This is a genomic window from Aquisalimonas asiatica, assembly GCF_900110585.1.
Lineage (GTDB): Bacteria > Pseudomonadota > Gammaproteobacteria > Nitrococcales > Aquisalimonadaceae > Aquisalimonas > Aquisalimonas asiatica.
Map to the genome: position 1 here is coordinate 91026 of NZ_FOEG01000003.1, position 17358 is coordinate 108383.

Consider the following 17358-nt stretch of genomic DNA (forward strand, 5'->3'; position numbering starts at 1 on the left):
GTGAACGTCTACCCTACGGTGGCCGAGCGATCCACATGAGCGTCGATCGAGGGTTAGAGGCACGGCGGTCGGCGCATATTGGCCGACCGCCGCCGTCAGGTCATCAGTAGGCGTAGTCCCGCCCTTCGGAATGCGCCCGCTCGCGGGAACTCATGTTCACCGAGGGCCGGAAGGGCATCTGCACCACCTCCGCGTGCTCCGGGTAGCCCGGATAGTTCTGGTACTCCTCCGGCAGCCAGGCCCGCAGCTGTGTGCCCAGAGCCGACTTCTCCACCGGCACGTAGGCCATGGCGATGTTCGTCTCCAGCTCCGGTGAATACCAGGGCGAGGTAATCCAGCCGATCGGGTCGTCGCTGGCGTGGTCACTGATCAGCCAGAAATCCGGGGCGTAATCCTCGATGGGCTTGCCGCCGACTTTCAGCCCCACCAGCGTGTGGGTGAATGGCGGTTTGCCAGCGTTGATCAGTTCCCGCGTTTCCTCCAGCACCTTCTTGCCGATGTAGTCCGCCTCCTTGGACTTGGGCACCATGTGGCCCAGGTAGCACTGGAACGGGTTGCTCTCCATGTCCATGTCCTGGCCGAAGGAGAGAATCCCGGCCGCGATGCGCCGGTGGTGGGCCGGGGCGATCACCATCAGGTTGTGCTTCTCGCCCGCTTCCAGGATGGTGTTCCACACCTGCTCCGCGTGCACGGTGGAATCGTAGGCGTAGACCTCGTAGCCCTTCTCACCGGTGAAACCGGTCTGGGAGATGAGGCAGTCGACGCCGCCGACCTTGGCCTGCATCAGGCCGTAGTACGGCACCTCGCGGATCTCCTCGCCCACCAGGTCCACCAGCAGCGCTTCGGACTTCGGCCCCTGGATCTGCAGCGGGCAGACGTCGATCTCGTCGATGGTCACGTCGAACCGGCCACCGACGTTCACCCCCTGGAACCACAGCATCAGGTCGGAGTCGCTGATGGTGAACCAGAACTCGTCCTCGGCAAGCCGCAGCATCACCGGGTCGTTCAGCACCTTGCCCTGCTCGTTGCAGAGAATGACGTAGCGCCCCTTCATGGGCGGCACGCGGGTGATGTCGCGGGTGCACACGAAGTTGCAGAACGCCTCCGCGTCCGGCCCCTTCACCCGGATGGGCCGTTCCACGGCCACGTTCCAGAGCGTCACATCGTTGACCAGCGCCCGGTACTCCACCATGGCGCCGCCGTCCTCGGGGCGGACGTAGCCGCGCGGGTGGTACATGCGGTTGTACACGGTTGCCCGCCAGCAGCCGGCCTCACAGGACAGGTGCCAGTACGCCGACTTCCGCACCCGGTTGGAGATGAGCATCTCGATGCCCGGGTCGCCGGTCTGGCGAAGGTTGATGGGGACGTTCCGGTCACGCTGGTCGACCGTGTCCTGATAGTTGATCTTGCTGCTGTCGGCCATGTCTGGACTCCCTCGCCATGGATCGTGTCACACCAGTCGGGCAACGCGGGGCTGCCGGTGACGGCTGAAACCGCCGTCACTGAGAGGGATGCTATGCCGGTGCGAACCGCCGCGGGCACTCAGGTGCGACACCCCTTTTTGCACCCACGACATAACGAAAAAAACGCCGCGGAACGGGGCGTTGGGAGTTTTCCGGGAACGTCGTCGCGTTACCCGGGGGCGTCAGCGTGCCGGTATCCGAGCCAGCCGGCCCGGATCAGGAACGCCCAGGCGATCATCAGCGTTGTGCCGCCCACGGGCGTTATCCCCGTGAGCCACGGCATTCCCAGCAACGCCGAGAGATAAATGCTGAAGCTGAACAGCACGGTGCCCAGGGTGAACAGCCAGCCACTCACGGCCAACGCCCGCCGGACCGCGTCCCCCAGCGGCGCCAGCAGGGCGAGACCGATGGCGGTGACCACCAACGCGCCGATCTGGTGATACCGGATGGCCGTCATGATGTAGCGGAAGACCTCGTCATCCACCCGGGGCCGCAGCGCATGCTCCGCCGATGCCCCGATCATCACCGACAGTAGTCCCAGAACGGCGCCCACAATGAGTATCAAACGCACGGATCACTCCCGTTTGCTGGCATGGATTTGAGAAAGGCTTGTACGATACCGCAGCGCGAACACCGGATTCCCTTTCCAATGCAAGAAGGACTGCACCCGACCATGAGACACCTGAACACGGCTCTGTTCACCCTGGCCATCCTGGCCGCCTCGCCCCTTGCCGCCGACTCGGACCTGGTCATCCACGACCCGTGGGTGCGTGAGATGCCACCGGTGGCCGACAACGCGGCGGGCTACATGCGCATCGAGAACCCCTCCGACACCGACCGTAGCCTGGTGGACGCCGAGAGCGACCTGTTCGGCCACCTGGAGATCCACGAGAGCGTCGAGGAAGACGGCACCATGCGCATGGAACACCGGGAGGAGCTGGTGATCCCCGCCGGTGGCGAGGCCGTTCTCGAGCCCGGCGGTTACCACGTGATGCTCATGGATCGGCACGGCGACCCCCTGAAGGAAGGCGACGAGGTCGCCTTCACCCTGATCTTCGCCGACGGTCACACCCAGGAGGTGGTGGCGCCGGTGCTGCGACACGGCCCCGACGGCGAAGCCGATGACGACCATCACGATCACCATGGTGACCATCACGGCGACCACTGATCGGGCACGGTGCGCGGGGACGGTTCTGCGGCGCCGTTCCCGCTTCCGCACTCCAGCGCTTTACCCTGCCCGACAATCCGACTACTGTACCTGTACATTGTTTATACAAAACAGGTACACATGGATCGCACCTATTGCAACCTCGGCCGCGACGGACTGACCCACACGGACATCGACGCCGTGGCCCACGGAGAGCCGCTGCATCTCGATGATGCGGTCGGCCGGCGCGTCGTCGCCAGCCACGAGCGCCTGCAGCGTTACGTCGCCGAGCAGCGGCGCATCTACGGGGTAACCACGGGTTACGGCCCGCTCGCGGACACGCTGGTGGGGCGTGACCACTCGGAGCAGCTCCAGCGCAACCTCATTGCCCACCTGAGCGCCGGCGTCGGCGAGCCCCTGTCCCGCACCCAGACGCGCGCCACCATGGCCGCCCGGGTCGCTGCGCTGGCCCAGGGCAACTCGGGCGTCTCCCCGGCCGCCCTGTGGCTGCTCGCCGACTGCCTGAACGCCGACGCCCTGCCGGTGGTGCCCGCCATGGGAACCGTGGGCGCCAGCGGCGATCTCACACCGCTGGCCCACATTGCCGGGGCGCTTATGGGTCATGGCCGCATACGCGTCCAGGGTGGCGCCCCGGAACCCGCGGGCGACGCGCTGGAACGCCTCGGCCTGACGCCGTTCAACCCCCAGGGCAAGGACGCCATCGCGCTGGTCAACGGCACCTCGGCCATGACCGGCATCGCGGCGCTCAACGGCGCGGCGTGTGAACGGGCCCTGCGCTGGAGCACCCTGCTCACCGCCGGGCACGCCGACGTGCTGGGTGGCCGGCTGGAGGCCTGGGATCCCGCGTTCGGTGCACTGCGCCCCCATAACGGCCAGCAGCGGCTGCACCGGTGGCTGCGGTCCCTGACCCTCGGCAGCGGCTGGGTCACCGCGCCGGAACACGGCGCCACAGTGGCAGGCGGCGCCCTGGAGCAGCTCGACCAGCCCATACAGGATCCGTACACCCTGCGCTGCGCGCCCCAGCTCCTCGGGGCCGTGTCGGACCAGCTGGCGTGGCACAACAGCGTGGTGGACACGGAGCTCAACAGCGTCACCGACAACCCGGTGCTCCCCGACGACGCGGATGTCGCCCTGCACGGCGGCAACTTCTACGGCCAGCATGTGGCGCTCGCCTCCGACGCACTGGCCAACGGCGTGATCACCCTTGCCGTGCACGCCGAGCGGCGCATCGCCCGGCTCGCCAACCGGCGCCTCAACCAGGGGCTGCCGGCGTTTCTGCAGGGGCAGGAGGCCGGGCTGCACAGCGGCTTCATGGGCGCCCAGGTGACGGCGTCGGCACTGCTGGCGGAGATGCGCACCCACGCAACGCCGGCGTCCATCCAGTCCATCCCCACCAACGGCGACAATCAGGACGTGGTCACCATGGGCACCATCGGCGCCCGGCGCTGCGCCAGGCTGCTGGAGCTGCTGAACCACCTGCTGGCCATCGACGCCCTCATGGTGGCCCAGGCCGTGGACCTGCGCCGGCAGATGGAGGCAACGGCCGGCACGGAGCCGTCGGCTGCGGTGCAGGCGCTGCACCGCTGGGTCCGCCGCATGGCCCCGCCCCTGGACGCGGACCGCGCCCTGCACGACGAGATCGAGCTGGTATCGACCCGGGTGGCGCTACCCGGCGGGCTGGTGGAACAGCTCGACGCCTTCGCCGGCCCGTACTGAGTGTCAGTCCAGAAACGCCTGCAGCGCCGCCAGGGTCTCCTCCGGCGCCTCCTCCACCAGGAAGTGGCCGCAGGCCAGCCCGTCACCGGTGACGTGGTCCGCCCGCTCGCGCCAGACGGCGGGCACGTCGTACATCTGCCCCACGAATCCGAGCTCGCCCCACAGGGCCAGTAGGGGGCACTGCACCCGCAGGTGCAGATCCGCCTCATCGTGCTCCAGGTCGATGGTGGCCGCCGCGCGGTAGTCCTCGCAGGTGGCGTGGATGGTGGCGGGGGCGCGGAAACAGCGCAGGTACTCCTGCACCGCCCGCTCGTCGAAGGCGTCGGGTACGCGGCTCCAGCGCCGTAGTTTGTCGCGCAGGTAGTACTCCGGGTCGAGGCCGATCATGTGCTCGGGCAGGCCGTCGGACTGGATCAGGAAGAACCAGTGGTAGTAGGCCGTGGCCAGCGCCTGGTCGGCGGTGCGGAACACATCCCGGGTGGGAACGATATCGAGCACCGCCAGTCGCGCGACGCGGTCCGGGTGGTCCAGGGCCATGCGGTGCCCCACCCGTGCCCCGCGGTCATGGCCCACCACCTGGAAGCGGTCGAAGCCGAAGTGCGCCATCACCGCCACCTGATCCGCCGCCATGGCGCGCTTGGAATACGGTGCATGGCGGTCGTCGGAGGCGGGCTTGGCGCTGTCACCGTAGCCGCGCAGGTCCGGGCAGATCACCGTATACCGCTCGGCCAGCCGCTCGGCGATGGGGTGCCACATTACATGCGTTTGCGGATAGCCGTGCAGCAACAACAGCGGCGGCCCGTCACCGCCCTTACGGAGGTGGATATCCGTGCCGTTGGCGGTGACGCGGTGTGTGTCGAATCCGGGGAAGAACATGCCGGCAGCCTCCCGGTGGGGTGTCATGGGCGTGTTTCATGGTGGACGTAAACGTCCACCCTACGCCAAAGCGGGGCCGGGTACCGGGGCACGGTGGGCGTGAACGCCCACCACACGGATGCCATGATGCCTGGCATGCGGCGTAGGGTGGACCTTCAGGTCCACCGGTGCCGCCCCGTCACGCCTTCGCCGGTTCCACCTTCGCCTGATCCCGCGCCAGCTCTTCCTTCGTCGTCAGGCGCCGGTAGAACAGCGTCGCCATGGTCGACGTGATGATGATGAACAGCGAGTACAGCACCGGCATGATCAGAATCAGCTGCTGCGTCTCGCCCGAGAACACCAGGATCACGATCAACGCCCCCAACGGCCCGTTCTGGATGCCCGTCTCCAGCGACACCGTGCGTGCCTTCTGAGGCTCAAGCCGGGTCAGCCGCGCGAACACGTAACCGAAGGCGAAGCCGATCACCCCGAGCAGAATGACGGCGGCATACACCTCGGCACCGGTCTCGAACAGCAGCTGGTAGTTGCGCGGCGCCCAGGTGGCCATGAGGAAGACAATGACGATCACGCCGATGAGGCCGCCCACCAGCTCGGTGACCGCACCGAAGTTGGCGTTCTTCTTGCGCGACCACATGCCGAGCAGCGTCGGAATCAGCAGCACGAACAGCAGGCCGATGATCTCGCCCGGCGGAATCCGGAACGCCTCGTCGATGCCGGCCGTGTAGAACTCCATGAGAATCGGCACCATCACCACCGCCGCCAGCGTGGAGCACACGGTCATGAGAATGCTCAGGCTCAGCAGGCTCTTGGAGAAATAGGCAAAGATGTTGGAGGTGGTGCCGCCGGGCATGCAGCCCATGAGCACCAGCCCCACGGTCTGTTCCGGCGTGAGCTGAAGCACGCGCGCCAGCGTGAACGCGATGAACGGCATGAACATGTACTGGGAGGCGAACCCCACCAGCACGGCCTGCGGGTGGCGCATCGCGATACGGAAGTCCTTGAACGTCAGCGACGCGCCCATGCCCAGCATGATGACGATCATCATGATGGCCAACAGGGCCTCTTCGACGGGGCTCAGCATTCAGTCTGCTCCTCTTTCCTGTCTCGTTATTGTCAGGCCTGTCAGGCCGCGCGCGTATCGGTGCCGCTGGCGGAGCCGGCCGCCTCGCTGCCACCGTCGCGCAGTTCCTTGCGCAGCACCTTGCCGACCGGCGTCTTGGGCAGGTCGTCGCGGAACTCGATCTGCTTCGGCACCTTGTAGCCGGCCAGCTTCTGCTTGCAGTGCTTGCGCACCTCCTCGATGGTGAGGCTGTCGTCGCGTTTCACCACGAACGCTTTCACCGCCTCGCCGGTATCGGCGTCCGGCACGCCGATCACCGCCGCCTCGTGGACCTTGTCCAGCTCGGCGATGCAGTCCTCCACCTCGTTGGGGTACACGTTGAAACCGCTGACCAGCACCATGTCCTTCTTGCGGTCGACGATGTGGAAGTAGCCGTCCTCGTCCATGTAGGCCACGTCGCCGGTGTAGAGCCAGCCGTCCTTGAGCGTCTTGGCGGTCTCGTCGTCGCGGTTCCAGTAGCCGCGCATGACCTGGTCGCCCTGGACGATGATCTCCCCCGGCTCGCCCTGGGGCACGGTCACGCCGTTGTCGTCGACGATACGCACGCTCGTGCCCGGCGCCGGGATGCCGATGCTGTTGCGCTTGGCACCGCTGCCGATGGGATTGAAGCTGACCACGGGCGAGCTCTCGGTCAGCCCGTAGCCCTCGGCAATGGGGCAGCCGACGATCCGTTCCCAGCGGTCCGCCACGGCGCCCTGCAGGGCCGTACCGCCGGCAATGGCCACCTTCATGGTCTTCGGCGGGAAGATGTGGAACCACTCCTCGTTCAGCAGCGCGTTGAACAGGGTGTTCACGCCGGAGATCCAGGTGATCGGGTAGTTCTCCAGCGCCCGCTGGCAGTTCTGGATCGGCCGCGGGCTCGGCACCAGCACGTTGCGCGCGCCACGGCAGTGGAAGGCCAGCATGTTCACCGTGAACGCGAAGATGTGGTAGAGCGGCAGCGCCGTCAGCACGCACTCTTCGCCATCCTCGATATGCGAGCTGGCCACGGCATCGATCTGGGCGATATTGGTGAGAATGTTGCCGTGGGTGAGCACGCCGCCCTTGCTCACGCCGGTGGTGCCACCGGTGTACTGCAGCACCGCCACGTCGTCGCGGGTGATGTCGCGCCACCAGGCGGCGACGTCCACATTCCGGCTCTGGCGCACGGCGCGCGCCTGCTCCAGGGCATCGTCGATATAGGTGGCGTCGATGGTGAGCTCGGGGACAGCCTTGTTCCAGTACTTGAGCACGCCCTTGAGAATGCCGCGCACCACACCGGGGAACCACTGGGCCACGCTGGTCACCACCACGTGCTTCACAGGGGTGTGGTCGATGATGGCGGCGAGCTTGTCGGTGAACATGTCCACGATCACCAGGGCCTCTACCCCGGCGTCGTTGAACTGATGCTCCATCTCCGATTCCGTGTACAGCGGGTTCACGTTCACCAGCGTGCAGCCGGCCTTGAACACGCCCATGGCGGCCACCGGGAAGGTCAGGCAGTTGGGCATCTGCACCGCAACGCGCGTGCCCGGTTCAAGCCCGAGCACCTCCCGCAGGTAGACGGCGAAATCGTCCGCTTTCGCGTCGGCCTCGGCGTAGGTCAGCGAGCCGGACATGCCGTTCGGCATCACCGTGGTATAGGCGATCTGGTCGGCATACTCCCGGGCGTTGTCCGCCACCAGCTCGGCCAGATTGCTGTAGCCGTGCAGGCGGGAATCGCTGTAATCACCGGTGTAATGGCGGGACCACGGCGCACTGTCGTATACGGAATCGTACGACATCAAACTCCTCCAGTCGGTCGTGCGGTCGGTTAACGTTCTGACGACGCATTGAAACGCGAAACCATACGCTAGCGTATCCTAACGGGATCGAACCGAAAAGCTTTGCCGTCACTGACGGCAGGCTGCCTTCGGGCAGGCCCATATTGTCCAATCCGGAAAGAACTCTGATACCATCCGGCATAGATCGCCGCAAGCGATCCCGTCACAAGGATCACACAACAACACCGAGGAGAATCGCCGTGACCCGCATCCTGACCGCTGTCGCCCTGCTCGCGCTGCTGTGCGCCCCGCTCGCCACCGCCACCGCCGACGACGTGCGCGAAGTGCGCGGCGTGGAGCTGCCCCTGCAGATCTCCGTGGGCGATCACGACCTGCACCTCAACGGCGCTGGCGTGCGTTCACGCTTCTTCGTGCGCGTCTACGTGGGCGCGCTCTACACCACCGAGTCGGTCACGGACGCCAACGAGGCCATCACCATGGATTCGCCGCGGCGCGTCCACCTGGCCATGCTCCGCGACGTGGGCCGGGACACCATGGTGGACGCCCTTGAAGACGGGCTCGAGAACGCCATGTCCAGCGAAGAGCGGGCCGACTACGCGGACGAAATCGAGACGTTCAAGTCCTTCTTCCCCGGCGACTTCAACGCGGGTTACACCGGCAACATTGACGTCATCCCCGGTGAGGGGCTGATCGTGTCAATGAACGATGAAGAGCTCGGCCGCATCGAAAGCGACACATTCGCGCAGTTCGTGCTCGCCATCTGGCTCGGCGACGACCCGGCCGACAGCGACGTGAAAAGCGGCATGCTGGAGGGTCGGGACTGAGGCCGGTGCAACGGGGCGCAACAAACTGTATATGGCGTCACAACACCACCACTGGCTCGTTGGACCGCCTGTCCGTTGATGCTACCGTTCGTTCAGGAGAGAGGCCGCAGGCCTTCCAGTAAGAGCGCATGGACACGCTACCCAGAGAACAGCGTTCAGAACATGCGGACGGAGCACAATGGGCAGGCAGCACAGCGTACCGACCGACCTGCGTCGGCCGATCAACGTCGTACGCGCATCCGGAGCAAACCCCTGCCCGGTGATGACCTTTTCCGTGGACGGCGTGCTGCTTGACGCCAACTCCGGCAGCTGGCTCGTGCTCCAGGAACTTGGCATCGCCACCGGCAGCCGCCTGCCCGCCCCGTGGCTGTCCATCCTCAAGGCCGCCGCCGCGTCGGGGGAAACCCGCGAAAGTACACTCGCCAGCGGCATGGTGAGCACGCAGCTGCTGTTCGTCCCGACCACTGGCGACGATCTGGTCCACGTCTTCGGCGTGGACGTCACCTCCCGCACCCGCGACGAAGAAAAGGTCGCCCTCAACGCCCAGGTGTTCGAGCACGCCGCGGAAGGCATTCTCATCATGGATGAGGACATGCGCGTGATCGACGTGAACCCCGCCTACGCCCGTATTACCGGATACACGCCCGACGAGACTCTGGGCGAGGTGGCCGCCTTCGCCGATGCCACCCAGACCGACACGGAGCTGGTGGAGCAGATCTGGGTCGCGCTGCGCCGGGACGGCAAGTGGCAGGGGGAGATCTGGGGCCGACGCAAGAACGGCAGCGCCTACGCCGAATGGCTCTCGGTGGTCGCGGTGCAGGACGACGTCGGCCGCATCGCCCAGTACACCGGCATTCTCTCGGACATCACCGGCCAGAAGGAGGCCGAGGAAAAGCTGTTCGAGATGGCCCACTACGACACCCTCACCGGGCTGCCCAACCGGCGCCTGTTCCACGACCGTCTGACCGAGGCACTCGGCGCGACCCCGCAGGAGCGCTTCGGCGTGATGCTGGTGGACCTGGACGGCTTCAAACTGGTCAACGACCAGCTCGGCCACGGCGCTGGTGACGAGATGCTGCGCATTGTCGCCAGCCGGCTGGAGAACTGCCTGCGCGGCACCGACACCATCGCCCGCATGGGTGGCGACGAGTTTCTCGTGCTCCTGCGCGGCCTGAAAGGGCCTGACTGCATGGCGCAGATCGCGGAGAAGCTGCTTGGCCGCATCGCCGAGCCGGTGGTGCTGGAAGGCCAGGAGTTCTTTCTCACCGCCAGCATCGGGGTCCACGGGGACTGCCAGGACATCGACACCGAGACCCTGCTCCGCGAGCTGGACAACGCCATGTACGGCGTCAAATCCGACGGCAAGAACGGCTACCGCTTCGTCTCCCGTGAGGGCGGCGACCGCGTCGGCACCCGCCTGACGTGGCAGTCCCGCCTGCGGCGCGCCCTTGAGGGAAACGACATCGCCCTGCATTATCAGGTGTTGGTGGATGTGGAACAGGGCACCGTCCTGGGCATGGAGGCGCTGGCGCGCTGGCAGACAACAACGGACGGCTTCATACCACCCGGCGAGTTCATTCCACTGGCAGAGGAAACCGGGCTTATTCACCAACTCGGTGAACAACTCCTGCGCACCGCCTGCAGCCAGGGTGCACAGTGGCTGGCAGACGGCATCGACACCGGCGCCATGAGCGTCAACGTCTCCGTGCGTCAGCTCCGCCACGAGCAGTTCGTGCCGATGGTCGAGGGCATCCTCCGGGAGACCGGTTTCCCGCCCGCCCGGCTGGATCTCGAACTCAGCGAGACCATGTACATCGAAGGCGAAGAGGACGTGGTGACCAAGCTTGAGCACCTGCGCGCCATGGGTGTGACCGTCTCCATCGACGACTTCGGCACCAAGTACGCCTCCCTCGCCTACATCACCAAGCTGCCGGTGGACCGCATCAAGATCGACAAGGCCTTTGTCGACGGCCTGCCCGACGACATCGGCTCCGCCGCCATTGTCTCCGCGGTGGTGTCCATGGCGAAGTCCATGGGCCTGGACGTCATTGCCGAAGGCGTCGAAACCCGGGAGCAGCTGGATTTCCTGCTGACCAACGGCGCCCCCTGCGTGCAGGGGTACTACTGCGGCAGGCCGGTGCCGGCCGAACGCGTTCCCGACATGATCGCGAACCGGGACTACGTGCCCGCGGCGCGGCTTCATCCCCCCCACCCCACCGACAGCGAGTAGCTGCACCATGCCCCATGAACTGAATCTGACCCTGCGCCCGGAATGGGAGGAAGTGGAACAGCTCAACCAGCAGGCCATGGACTTCCTCCACGGCACCGGCATGTCGAGCACCGAGGTGGACACCTACACCATGGTCATCTGTGAGCTGGCCGAGAACAGCATCAAGTACGGCGACAGCAGCGAGCCCATTCACCTGCACGTGAGGGTCAGGGCGAAAGACGTGTCCGTCCAGGTGAAGAACAAGGTCCGCGACGAAGCCCAGGGGCATCTGCGGGAGCTGGATCAGACGCTGCAGTGGATTCGTGGCGTGCAGGACCCGTATCAGGCCTACCTGGAACGCATCCGGGAGCTCTCGCGCGAGCCCATTGCCAACGCGCGCAGCTGCCTGGGCCTGATCCGCGTCATGTATGAAGGCCGGTCCGACGTGGATTTCGTGCTCGACGACAACACCCTGAACGTCTCGGCCCAGTCCAGGGCCCGGTGAGAGACGAACGCAACGACACACTGCGGAGCAAGCGAATGACCAGTATCGAGCGATTCAGCGAAGGCGCCCTGAGCATTCAGGAAACCGGCACGGAGACCACGCTGACGTTGCGCTTCCAGGGTAAGAGCATTGTGCGCAGTGCCAACGACGCGTTACTGCCGGTGATACTGGACACCATGGAGCGCGCCGCCAAGCAGAGCCTGCGCCTGGTGCTCGATTTCCGTGGCCTCACCTACATGAACTCCTCCTCCTTTGCCCCGATCATCAAGGTGCTCGAAAAAGCGCGCATGGGCGAAGATCACGTCACCATCATCTACAGTAGCGAACAGAAATGGCAGGAGGTGTCGTTCTCGGCACTGACCATCTTTCAGACACAGGACGGACGAATCACAATCACGGGTGCGTATCATGATGAGCGAACACAATGACGTAGAACGCAACGCCACGGAAGCGGCGGCTCCGGGAGCGGCCGCAACCCCTGAAAACCATGCGGACGGCACGATCAAACGCGGCGGAGAATCGACGGCAGTCCGCCTCAGCTGCGCCTCTCGCTACTCCCTCTGGCTGACCTACAGGGACGACCCGCCCCACCCCGCGACCGGCACCTTTGACAGCCTCACCTTCGAGACCGACGCCCACACCATCGCCCTGGGCGCCTGCCAGGTCCTCGACGACGCCGACGCGCCGCAGAATGCGTACCGCCTGGTCCCCATGGCGTCCATCCACGACTTCCAGAAACTGTTCCACCAGTCCCGCGCGGACGTCCTCGACATGGCGGCCCGCAACCTGCCCCTGATCCTGCAGTACCGGAACAACATCGACCCGGCGTTCCGCACGTTCGTTGGCGACGTGGCCTACGACATCAGCGTCTACAAGGAGCTGTTCGACCGGCTGGATGCGGAGTACGCCGGCGAGCCGGAGCCCGTGCGCGAAGTCATCCAGCAGGGCCTGATCCGCAATACCGGCCAGGAGTTCATCGACTGCCTGAACGCCCACGTGGCCGACATGGAGCACATCATCGCCGATTACGAGGGCGAGCAGCACAGCCAGCACGGCTACTACCTGCGCAAGCAGCTCTGGGGCGAGCTGCTGACCGCACCGTTCATGGCGCGCACCAACCTCAAGCCGCGGGGCTACATCGGCGACTCCGAAATGATGCAGATGTGCTATCGCAACACCTACGAGGGCGACAGCACCTTTGGCAAGCTGCTGCACCACCACCCGGTGTCATCGGCCGCGGCACAGGCCGTGCGCAACCGGCGCCCGCTGGTGGCCCGCATGGCTGGCGAGTACGCCGACCGCATGGGCGCCAGCGCCGACAACCGCATGCGGCTGCTCTCGGTGGCGTGCGGGCCCGCCCTGGAGCTGCACGACCTGCTCAACAGCCGCGAGCGCTGCCAGCAGGTGGAGTACTCCCTGCTCGATCAGGACGAACTCGCCCTGGGTGAGGCGGCCGCCGCGCTGGGCGCCGTGGAGAAACGGCTGCAGACGCCGGTGAAGGTGAACTACATCCAGGAGTCCGTGCGGACGCTTCTGGCCACCCGCGCCCTGCGTGAAAGCTGGGGCGAATTCCACTTCATCTACTCCATGGGCCTGTTCGACTACCTCACTCCCCCGGTCGCCAAGGCTGTGCTGAGCAAGCTGCATGCGCTACTGTTGCCCGGGGGAGAGATGGCCATCGGCAATTTCCACGTCACGAATCCGACCCGGCGGTACATGGATTACTGGCTGGACTGGCCGCTCTATTACCGCACAGAGGCTGATTTCCTGGCCTTGACCGAGGACTTCGACGACGCGACCGCCTGGATCGAATACGACGAGACCGGCGTGCAGATGCTTCTGCGAATACGGAAGGCGACTCCTTGATTTTCAAAAGACATAACGACAAGACCGACATCACAGCGGCAATCAACACCAACGATTTCGGCACCTACCAGATCGGCCTGGTCCACGACTGGCTGCGCACGGTCACCGCCCTGGTCTTCTGCCTGGTGCCCCTGTTCTTCCTGCTGGACACCATCATTCTCCCCGGGGACAACCTGGCGCGGTTCGCCATCTACCGGGGCATCTCCACCGCGCTGGCCCTGGGGCAGTTCCTCATCATCATCAACACGCCCCCGAGCCGCTTCTCCTACCTGCACGGCTACTTCGCATCCGCGCAGGTGGGCGCCGTCATCGCCATGATGACCGTCTACCTGGGCGGCTTCGACTCCAGCTACTACGTGGGCCTCATCCTGGTGATGATCGGCGTCAGCCTGGTGCTGCCGTGGCGCGGCAAGCACACCGCCATCAACGCCGGCATCATCATCCTGATGTACGTGGCCTTCAACCTGATCTGGCCGCAGCCCTACGATCAGGCCTCGCTGGTGAACAACATGTTCTTCCTGGTGGGTGCCGCCATCATCGCCGTAGCCATCACTGAACTGCGCTACCGGCTCATCGCCAACGAGTTCGAGCTGCTGGTGAAGCTCAAGCAAGCGCGCGACTCCCTGTGGAGCGAAATGGAGCTGGCGCGGGACATCCAGCTCACCCTGCTGCCCCGTCGGCTGGACGTGCCCGGCTACGAGATCGCCGCCACCATGCAGCCCGCCAAGGAGGTGGGTGGCGACTACTACGACGTCATCACCACCGATACCGGCGGGCGCTACGTGGCCATCGGCGACGTCGCCGGCCACGGGCTGAGCGCCGGGCTGATCATGATGATGGCCCAGACCAGCCTGATGACGGTGCTCAAGGCGCACCCGGACTGCTCGCCCAGTGATGCGCTCAAGACCATCAACAGCGCCCTGCGCGAGAACGTGGGCCGACTGGGCTCCCACCACTACATGACCATGACCATCCTGCGGCTGGGCGACGACCACATCGAGTTCGCCGGCCACCACCAGGACATCCTCATCCACAAGGCCGACAGCGGGTCGGTCACGGTACAGCCCACGTCCGGCACCTGGCTCGGCATCGTCGACAACCTGGACGGATTCGTCGACACCACCCGGGTGCCCATCGCCGAGAACGACGTGATCATGCTCTACACCGACGGGCTCACCGAGGCCGCGTCGGAGTCCGGCGAGATGTTCGGTGACGGACGCCTGGAGCGGCTGTTCGCCCGCTATGCGAAGACACCACCGGATAACGCCACCACCACGATCCTGGACGAGATCCGCACCTTCCAGGCCACACAGAACGACGACATGACCGTCCTGCTGCTGCGCAAGACCGCCGAGGCGGCCGACGATGCCTCGGTCTGGACGGTGGTGGAGCACAAGCCCCGGGAAGCCTAGCCGGAGCGGCTGGACACAACGGCCACGGAGTGTATATTTATAGTCAGTCAATGACTAAATATGCACATGGAGCCGCCATGGAAAACGCCGCACAGGAGCTGCCACCGGTTGCCTACGAGAGCCCGGACACCCGGCGCGACCTCGCCCGGGTGGTCATGCGGCTGTTCGACCACTGGCAGCTCGACTCCCGCACCAAACTGGAGCTGCTCGGGCTCAGCCCCAACAGCCGCAGCAAACTGGCGGACTTCGCCAGCGGCAAGACCGGGCTCCCCAAGGGGCGCGACGCCCGCGACCGCGTGGCGTATCTGCTCGCCATCCACAAGGCACTGCGCCTGCTCTACCCGGAGAACCCGGAGCTGCGCTACAGCTGGGTGCACCGGCGCAACGGCCTGCTGAACAACGTCGCCCCCATCGACATCATGCGCGAGCAGGGGCTCATCGGCATCGCCCGGGTGGCCCGCTTCCTGGACCAGCTCCGCAGCCAGTAATGGACGAGCTGCTCACGCGCATCACCGATTTCGACCGTCGGGTGAGCCGCAACGTGGTGGGCCTGCGCACCAGCCAGGACCTCTTCGACGACCTCACCGACGGCGACGCCGGCCTGAGCTACACCGCCGCGGCGCTGGAAGCGCAGGTGAAGGGCGAACTGGCGCCGCCGGACCAGCTCTCCCGCGCGTTTCTCTACGCCACCGCCGTGGAATACCCCTTCCGCACGGAACCGTGGCACCAGAGCCGCTACAGCGACGGCACCTTTCCCGTGTGGTACGCCTCCCTGGACAAGGCCACCACCATCGCCGAGACGGGCTACCACATGGCGCGCCACGAGCTGGCGGTGGAGGGTGTCAGCGAGGTGGTGGTGCGGGAGCGGGCGGTGTACACCGTGCATTGCCGGGCGCTGCTGATCGACCTCTCGGGACAGGGCGACGCCCACCCGGAGCTCGTGCACGGCACGGACTATGGCTTCACCCAGGCACTGGGCCGACGCATCAGCCACGAGGGCCACCCGGGGCTGCTCGCCCCCTCGGCGCGGCATCCCGGCGGCACCAACACCGTGATTTTCAGGCAGGCGGTGCTGTCCGCACCGCAACTCGCCTGTTACCTGCGCTACCTGTTCGACCCGCGCACCGGGGAACTGGTGGTGGAGCGTTCCCCGGGCACGGTCTACCAGCGGTTGTGGTTCTAGTCCGCAGGCTCGATGCGGTACACGCCGGCGTCGGCCTCGTCGGTGAGCACGTACAGCATGCCGTCCGGCCCCTGGCGCACGTCACGGATGCGGCCGACGGTCTCGTCGAGAATCACCTCATCCTTCACGACGCTGTCGCCATCGAGCTCCAGCCGGTGCAGCTGCTCACGCACCAGTGACCCGGCGAACAGGTTGCCGTCCCACTCGGACACGGCGCCATCCATGTAGAACGCCAGGCCGGACGGAGCCATGGACTCCTCCCAGACGTGGGTCGGCTCGGTGACTCCCGGCGCGGACTCGCCGATCCCCACCTGCTCGCCGGTGGAGTACTCGGTGCCGAACGCCACCTGGGGCCAGCCGTAGTTGTTCCCCGCCTCGACCTGGTAGAGCAGGTCACCGCCCGACGGGCCGTGATCGGTGGCCCAGATCTCGCCGGTCTCCGGATGCATGACCAACCCCTGGTTGTTCCGGTGGCCGAAGGAGAAGATCTCCGGGCGGAGATTCCCGGGCGCGGCGCCCACGTAGGGGTTGTCGTCCGGCACGCCACCCGCCTCGTTCACGCGGATGATCGACCCCGACGGGTCCGTGAGATCCTGGGACGGCGCACGCAGGCCACGGTCGCCGATGGAGAACAGCACCGTGCCGTCGCCCGCGAACAGGATGCGTGAGCCGTAGTGGCGGCCGGGGACGTGCCGCGGCGCCTGGCTGTAGACCGTCTCCAGATCCTCCAGCGCATCGCCGTCGTCGTTCAGGCGGGCCCGGGCCAGCACGGTGCCGGTGGCGTATTCGTCGTCGGTGGCAACGCCATCCGTGTCACCGGGGCTGGAGTAGGTCAGGTAGATCCAGCCGTTGTCGTCGTACTGAGGATGCACGCGCACGTCCAGCAGGCCGCTCTGGCTGCCGCCCTCCGGCGCGGTGAGCTGGTCTTCGTCGGAGAAGATCTCCGGAAGGCCCTCCAGCTCCGTGACGCTGTCGTCGTCCACGACGTACATGCCACCCGGTCGCTCGGTGACCAGCATGCGGCCGTCCGGAAGCCAGTCCATGGCCCAGCCGTGCTCAAGGCCGGAGACCACCCGGGTCACTGTCACCGTGGCCTCCTCGGTATCGTGCGCGTCGTCGATGGTTTCGTCGCTGACTTCCACGGCGGCCGCGGAGGCCATGCCGCCGGCGGCAGCAAGCGCGGCGGCGAGGGTCAGTGCGTTGGTGAAAACGCCTCTTGCGGTGCTGGTCTGTGGCATTACGTCACTCTCCTG

16 protein-coding genes are annotated in these 17358 nt (G+C 66.1%); 10 read left to right on the forward strand and 6 right to left on the reverse strand.

Translation table 11 applies throughout. The annotated features are described in order from the left end of the window. Nucleotides 1-103: 103 nt before the first annotated feature. Together BMZ02_RS08340 and BMZ02_RS08345 are read right to left on the reverse strand one after the other, a co-directional pair. Nucleotides 104-1423: a glycine cleavage T C-terminal barrel domain-containing protein gene (locus BMZ02_RS08340; RefSeq protein ID WP_091642156.1), complete on the reverse strand. Its 1320-nt coding sequence runs from the start codon at nt 1421-1423 to the stop codon at nt 104-106. Nucleotides 1424-1632: 209 nt separating this feature from the next. Further along, nucleotides 1633-2034, reverse strand: a complete 402-nt coding sequence (locus tag BMZ02_RS08345) for a DUF423 domain-containing protein (protein WP_216110762.1) — start codon at nt 2032-2034, stop codon at nt 1633-1635. Nucleotides 2035-2136: 102 nt separating this feature from the next. On the opposite strand from BMZ02_RS08345, the gene BMZ02_RS08350 reads away from it, so the two are divergent. Both BMZ02_RS08350 and BMZ02_RS08355 read left to right on the forward strand, forming a co-directional pair. After that, on the forward strand, nt 2137-2631 hold the full coding sequence (locus BMZ02_RS08350; protein WP_171909861.1) for a copper chaperone PCu(A)C: 495 nt from the start codon (nt 2137-2139) through the stop codon (nt 2629-2631). 120 nt (nt 2632-2751) lie between these two features. Beyond that, nucleotides 2752-4347 carry an HAL/PAL/TAL family ammonia-lyase gene (locus tag BMZ02_RS08355; RefSeq protein WP_091642162.1) on the forward strand — a complete coding sequence of 532 codons (1596 nt, stop codon included), beginning with the start codon at nt 2752-2754 and terminating at the stop codon, nt 4345-4347. 3 nt (nt 4348-4350) lie between these two features. Here BMZ02_RS08355 and BMZ02_RS08360 read toward each other — a convergent pair whose 3' ends face one another. The 3 genes from BMZ02_RS08360 to BMZ02_RS08370 form a co-directional block, all read right to left on the reverse strand. After that, on the reverse strand, nt 4351-5250 hold the full coding sequence (locus BMZ02_RS08360) for an alpha/beta fold hydrolase (RefSeq protein ID WP_245753987.1): 900 nt from the start codon (nt 5248-5250) through the stop codon (nt 4351-4353). Nucleotides 5251-5401: 151 nt separating this feature from the next. Then, nucleotides 5402-6304 carry a bile acid:sodium symporter family protein gene (locus BMZ02_RS08365; protein WP_091642167.1) on the reverse strand — a complete coding sequence of 301 codons (903 nt, stop codon included), beginning with the start codon at nt 6302-6304 and terminating at the stop codon, nt 5402-5404. Between the two features lie 41 nt (nt 6305-6345). Further along, a complete protein-coding gene (locus tag BMZ02_RS08370) occupies nt 6346-8106 on the reverse strand; it encodes an AMP-binding protein (protein WP_091642169.1) in 1761 nt (586 codons plus the stop codon). 239 nt (nt 8107-8345) lie between these two features. Here BMZ02_RS08370 and BMZ02_RS08375 point away from each other — a divergent pair, with 239 nt between their 5' ends. The 8 genes from BMZ02_RS08375 (at nt 8346) to BMZ02_RS08410 (ending at nt 16105) form a co-directional block, all read left to right on the forward strand. After that, nucleotides 8346-8930: a chalcone isomerase family protein gene (locus tag BMZ02_RS08375; protein WP_171909862.1), complete on the forward strand. Its 585-nt coding sequence runs from the start codon at nt 8346-8348 to the stop codon at nt 8928-8930. A 178-nt stretch (nt 8931-9108) separates the two neighbouring features. Then, on the forward strand, nt 9109-11160 hold the full coding sequence (locus BMZ02_RS08380) for a putative bifunctional diguanylate cyclase/phosphodiesterase (protein WP_091642175.1): 2052 nt from the start codon (nt 9109-9111) through the stop codon (nt 11158-11160). A gap of 7 nt (nt 11161-11167) precedes the next feature. Further along, complete coding sequence (locus tag BMZ02_RS08385) at nt 11168-11644, forward strand: hypothetical protein (RefSeq protein ID WP_091642177.1); 477 nt, start codon at nt 11168-11170, stop codon at nt 11642-11644. Between the two features lie 35 nt (nt 11645-11679). After that, the gene (locus BMZ02_RS08390; RefSeq protein WP_091642179.1) at nt 11680-12072 is read left to right on the forward strand and encodes a hypothetical protein; all 393 of its coding nucleotides are present in this window, start codon (nt 11680-11682) and stop codon (nt 12070-12072) included. Further along, on the forward strand, nt 12053-13510 hold the full coding sequence (locus tag BMZ02_RS08395) for a class I SAM-dependent methyltransferase (RefSeq protein ID WP_091642181.1): 1458 nt from the start codon (nt 12053-12055) through the stop codon (nt 13508-13510). The genes BMZ02_RS08390 and BMZ02_RS08395 overlap by 20 nt, the downstream gene beginning before the upstream one ends. Continuing rightward, nucleotides 13507-14922: a PP2C family protein-serine/threonine phosphatase gene (locus BMZ02_RS08400; protein WP_091642183.1), complete on the forward strand. Its 1416-nt coding sequence runs from the start codon at nt 13507-13509 to the stop codon at nt 14920-14922. The genes BMZ02_RS08395 and BMZ02_RS08400 overlap by 4 nt, the downstream gene beginning before the upstream one ends. 77 nt (nt 14923-14999) lie before the next feature. Continuing rightward, nucleotides 15000-15410 (forward strand): antitoxin Xre/MbcA/ParS toxin-binding domain-containing protein, encoded by a 411-nt coding sequence (locus BMZ02_RS08405; RefSeq protein ID WP_091642186.1) that lies wholly within the window; start codon nt 15000-15002, stop codon nt 15408-15410. Then, a complete protein-coding gene (locus BMZ02_RS08410) occupies nt 15410-16105 on the forward strand; it encodes an RES family NAD+ phosphorylase (RefSeq protein ID WP_091642189.1) in 696 nt (231 codons plus the stop codon). The genes BMZ02_RS08405 and BMZ02_RS08410 overlap by 1 nt, the downstream gene beginning before the upstream one ends. Here BMZ02_RS08410 and BMZ02_RS08415 read toward each other — a convergent pair. Further along, on the reverse strand, nt 16102-17343 hold the full coding sequence (locus BMZ02_RS08415; protein WP_091642192.1) for a PQQ-dependent sugar dehydrogenase: 1242 nt from the start codon (nt 17341-17343) through the stop codon (nt 16102-16104). The two genes, BMZ02_RS08410 and BMZ02_RS08415, sit on opposite strands and share 4 nt — an antisense overlap. Nucleotides 17344-17358 lie beyond the last annotated feature (15 nt).

Bases quoted from the DNA above. Each gene is read 5' to 3' on its own strand.
- BMZ02_RS08395 (WP_091642181.1), top strand. From the start codon at position 12,053: ATGATGAGCGAACACAATGACGTAGAACGCAACGCCACGGAAGCGGCG.
- BMZ02_RS08350 (WP_171909861.1), top strand. From the start codon at position 2,137: ATGAGACACCTGAACACGGCTCTGTTCACCCTGGCCATCCTGGCCGCC.
- BMZ02_RS08365 (WP_091642167.1), bottom strand. From the start codon at position 6,304: ATGCTGAGCCCCGTCGAAGAGGCCCTGTTGGCCATCATGATGATCGTC.
- BMZ02_RS08405 (WP_091642186.1), top strand. From the start codon at position 15,000: ATGGAAAACGCCGCACAGGAGCTGCCACCGGTTGCCTACGAGAGCCCG.
- BMZ02_RS08390 (WP_091642179.1), top strand. From the start codon at position 11,680: ATGACCAGTATCGAGCGATTCAGCGAAGGCGCCCTGAGCATTCAGGAA.
- BMZ02_RS08385 (WP_091642177.1), top strand. From the start codon at position 11,168: ATGCCCCATGAACTGAATCTGACCCTGCGCCCGGAATGGGAGGAAGTG.
- BMZ02_RS08360 (WP_245753987.1), bottom strand. From the start codon at position 5,250: ATGACACCCCACCGGGAGGCTGCCGGCATGTTCTTCCCCGGATTCGAC.
- BMZ02_RS08410 (WP_091642189.1), top strand. From the start codon at position 15,410: ATGGACGAGCTGCTCACGCGCATCACCGATTTCGACCGTCGGGTGAGC.
- BMZ02_RS08380 (WP_091642175.1), top strand. From the start codon at position 9,109: ATGGGCAGGCAGCACAGCGTACCGACCGACCTGCGTCGGCCGATCAAC.
- BMZ02_RS08355 (WP_091642162.1), top strand. From the start codon at position 2,752: ATGGATCGCACCTATTGCAACCTCGGCCGCGACGGACTGACCCACACG.
- BMZ02_RS08340 (WP_091642156.1), bottom strand. From the start codon at position 1,423: ATGGCCGACAGCAGCAAGATCAACTATCAGGACACGGTCGACCAGCGT.
- BMZ02_RS08370 (WP_091642169.1), bottom strand. From the start codon at position 8,106: ATGTCGTACGATTCCGTATACGACAGTGCGCCGTGGTCCCGCCATTAC.
- BMZ02_RS08415 (WP_091642192.1), bottom strand. From the start codon at position 17,343: ATGCCACAGACCAGCACCGCAAGAGGCGTTTTCACCAACGCACTGACC.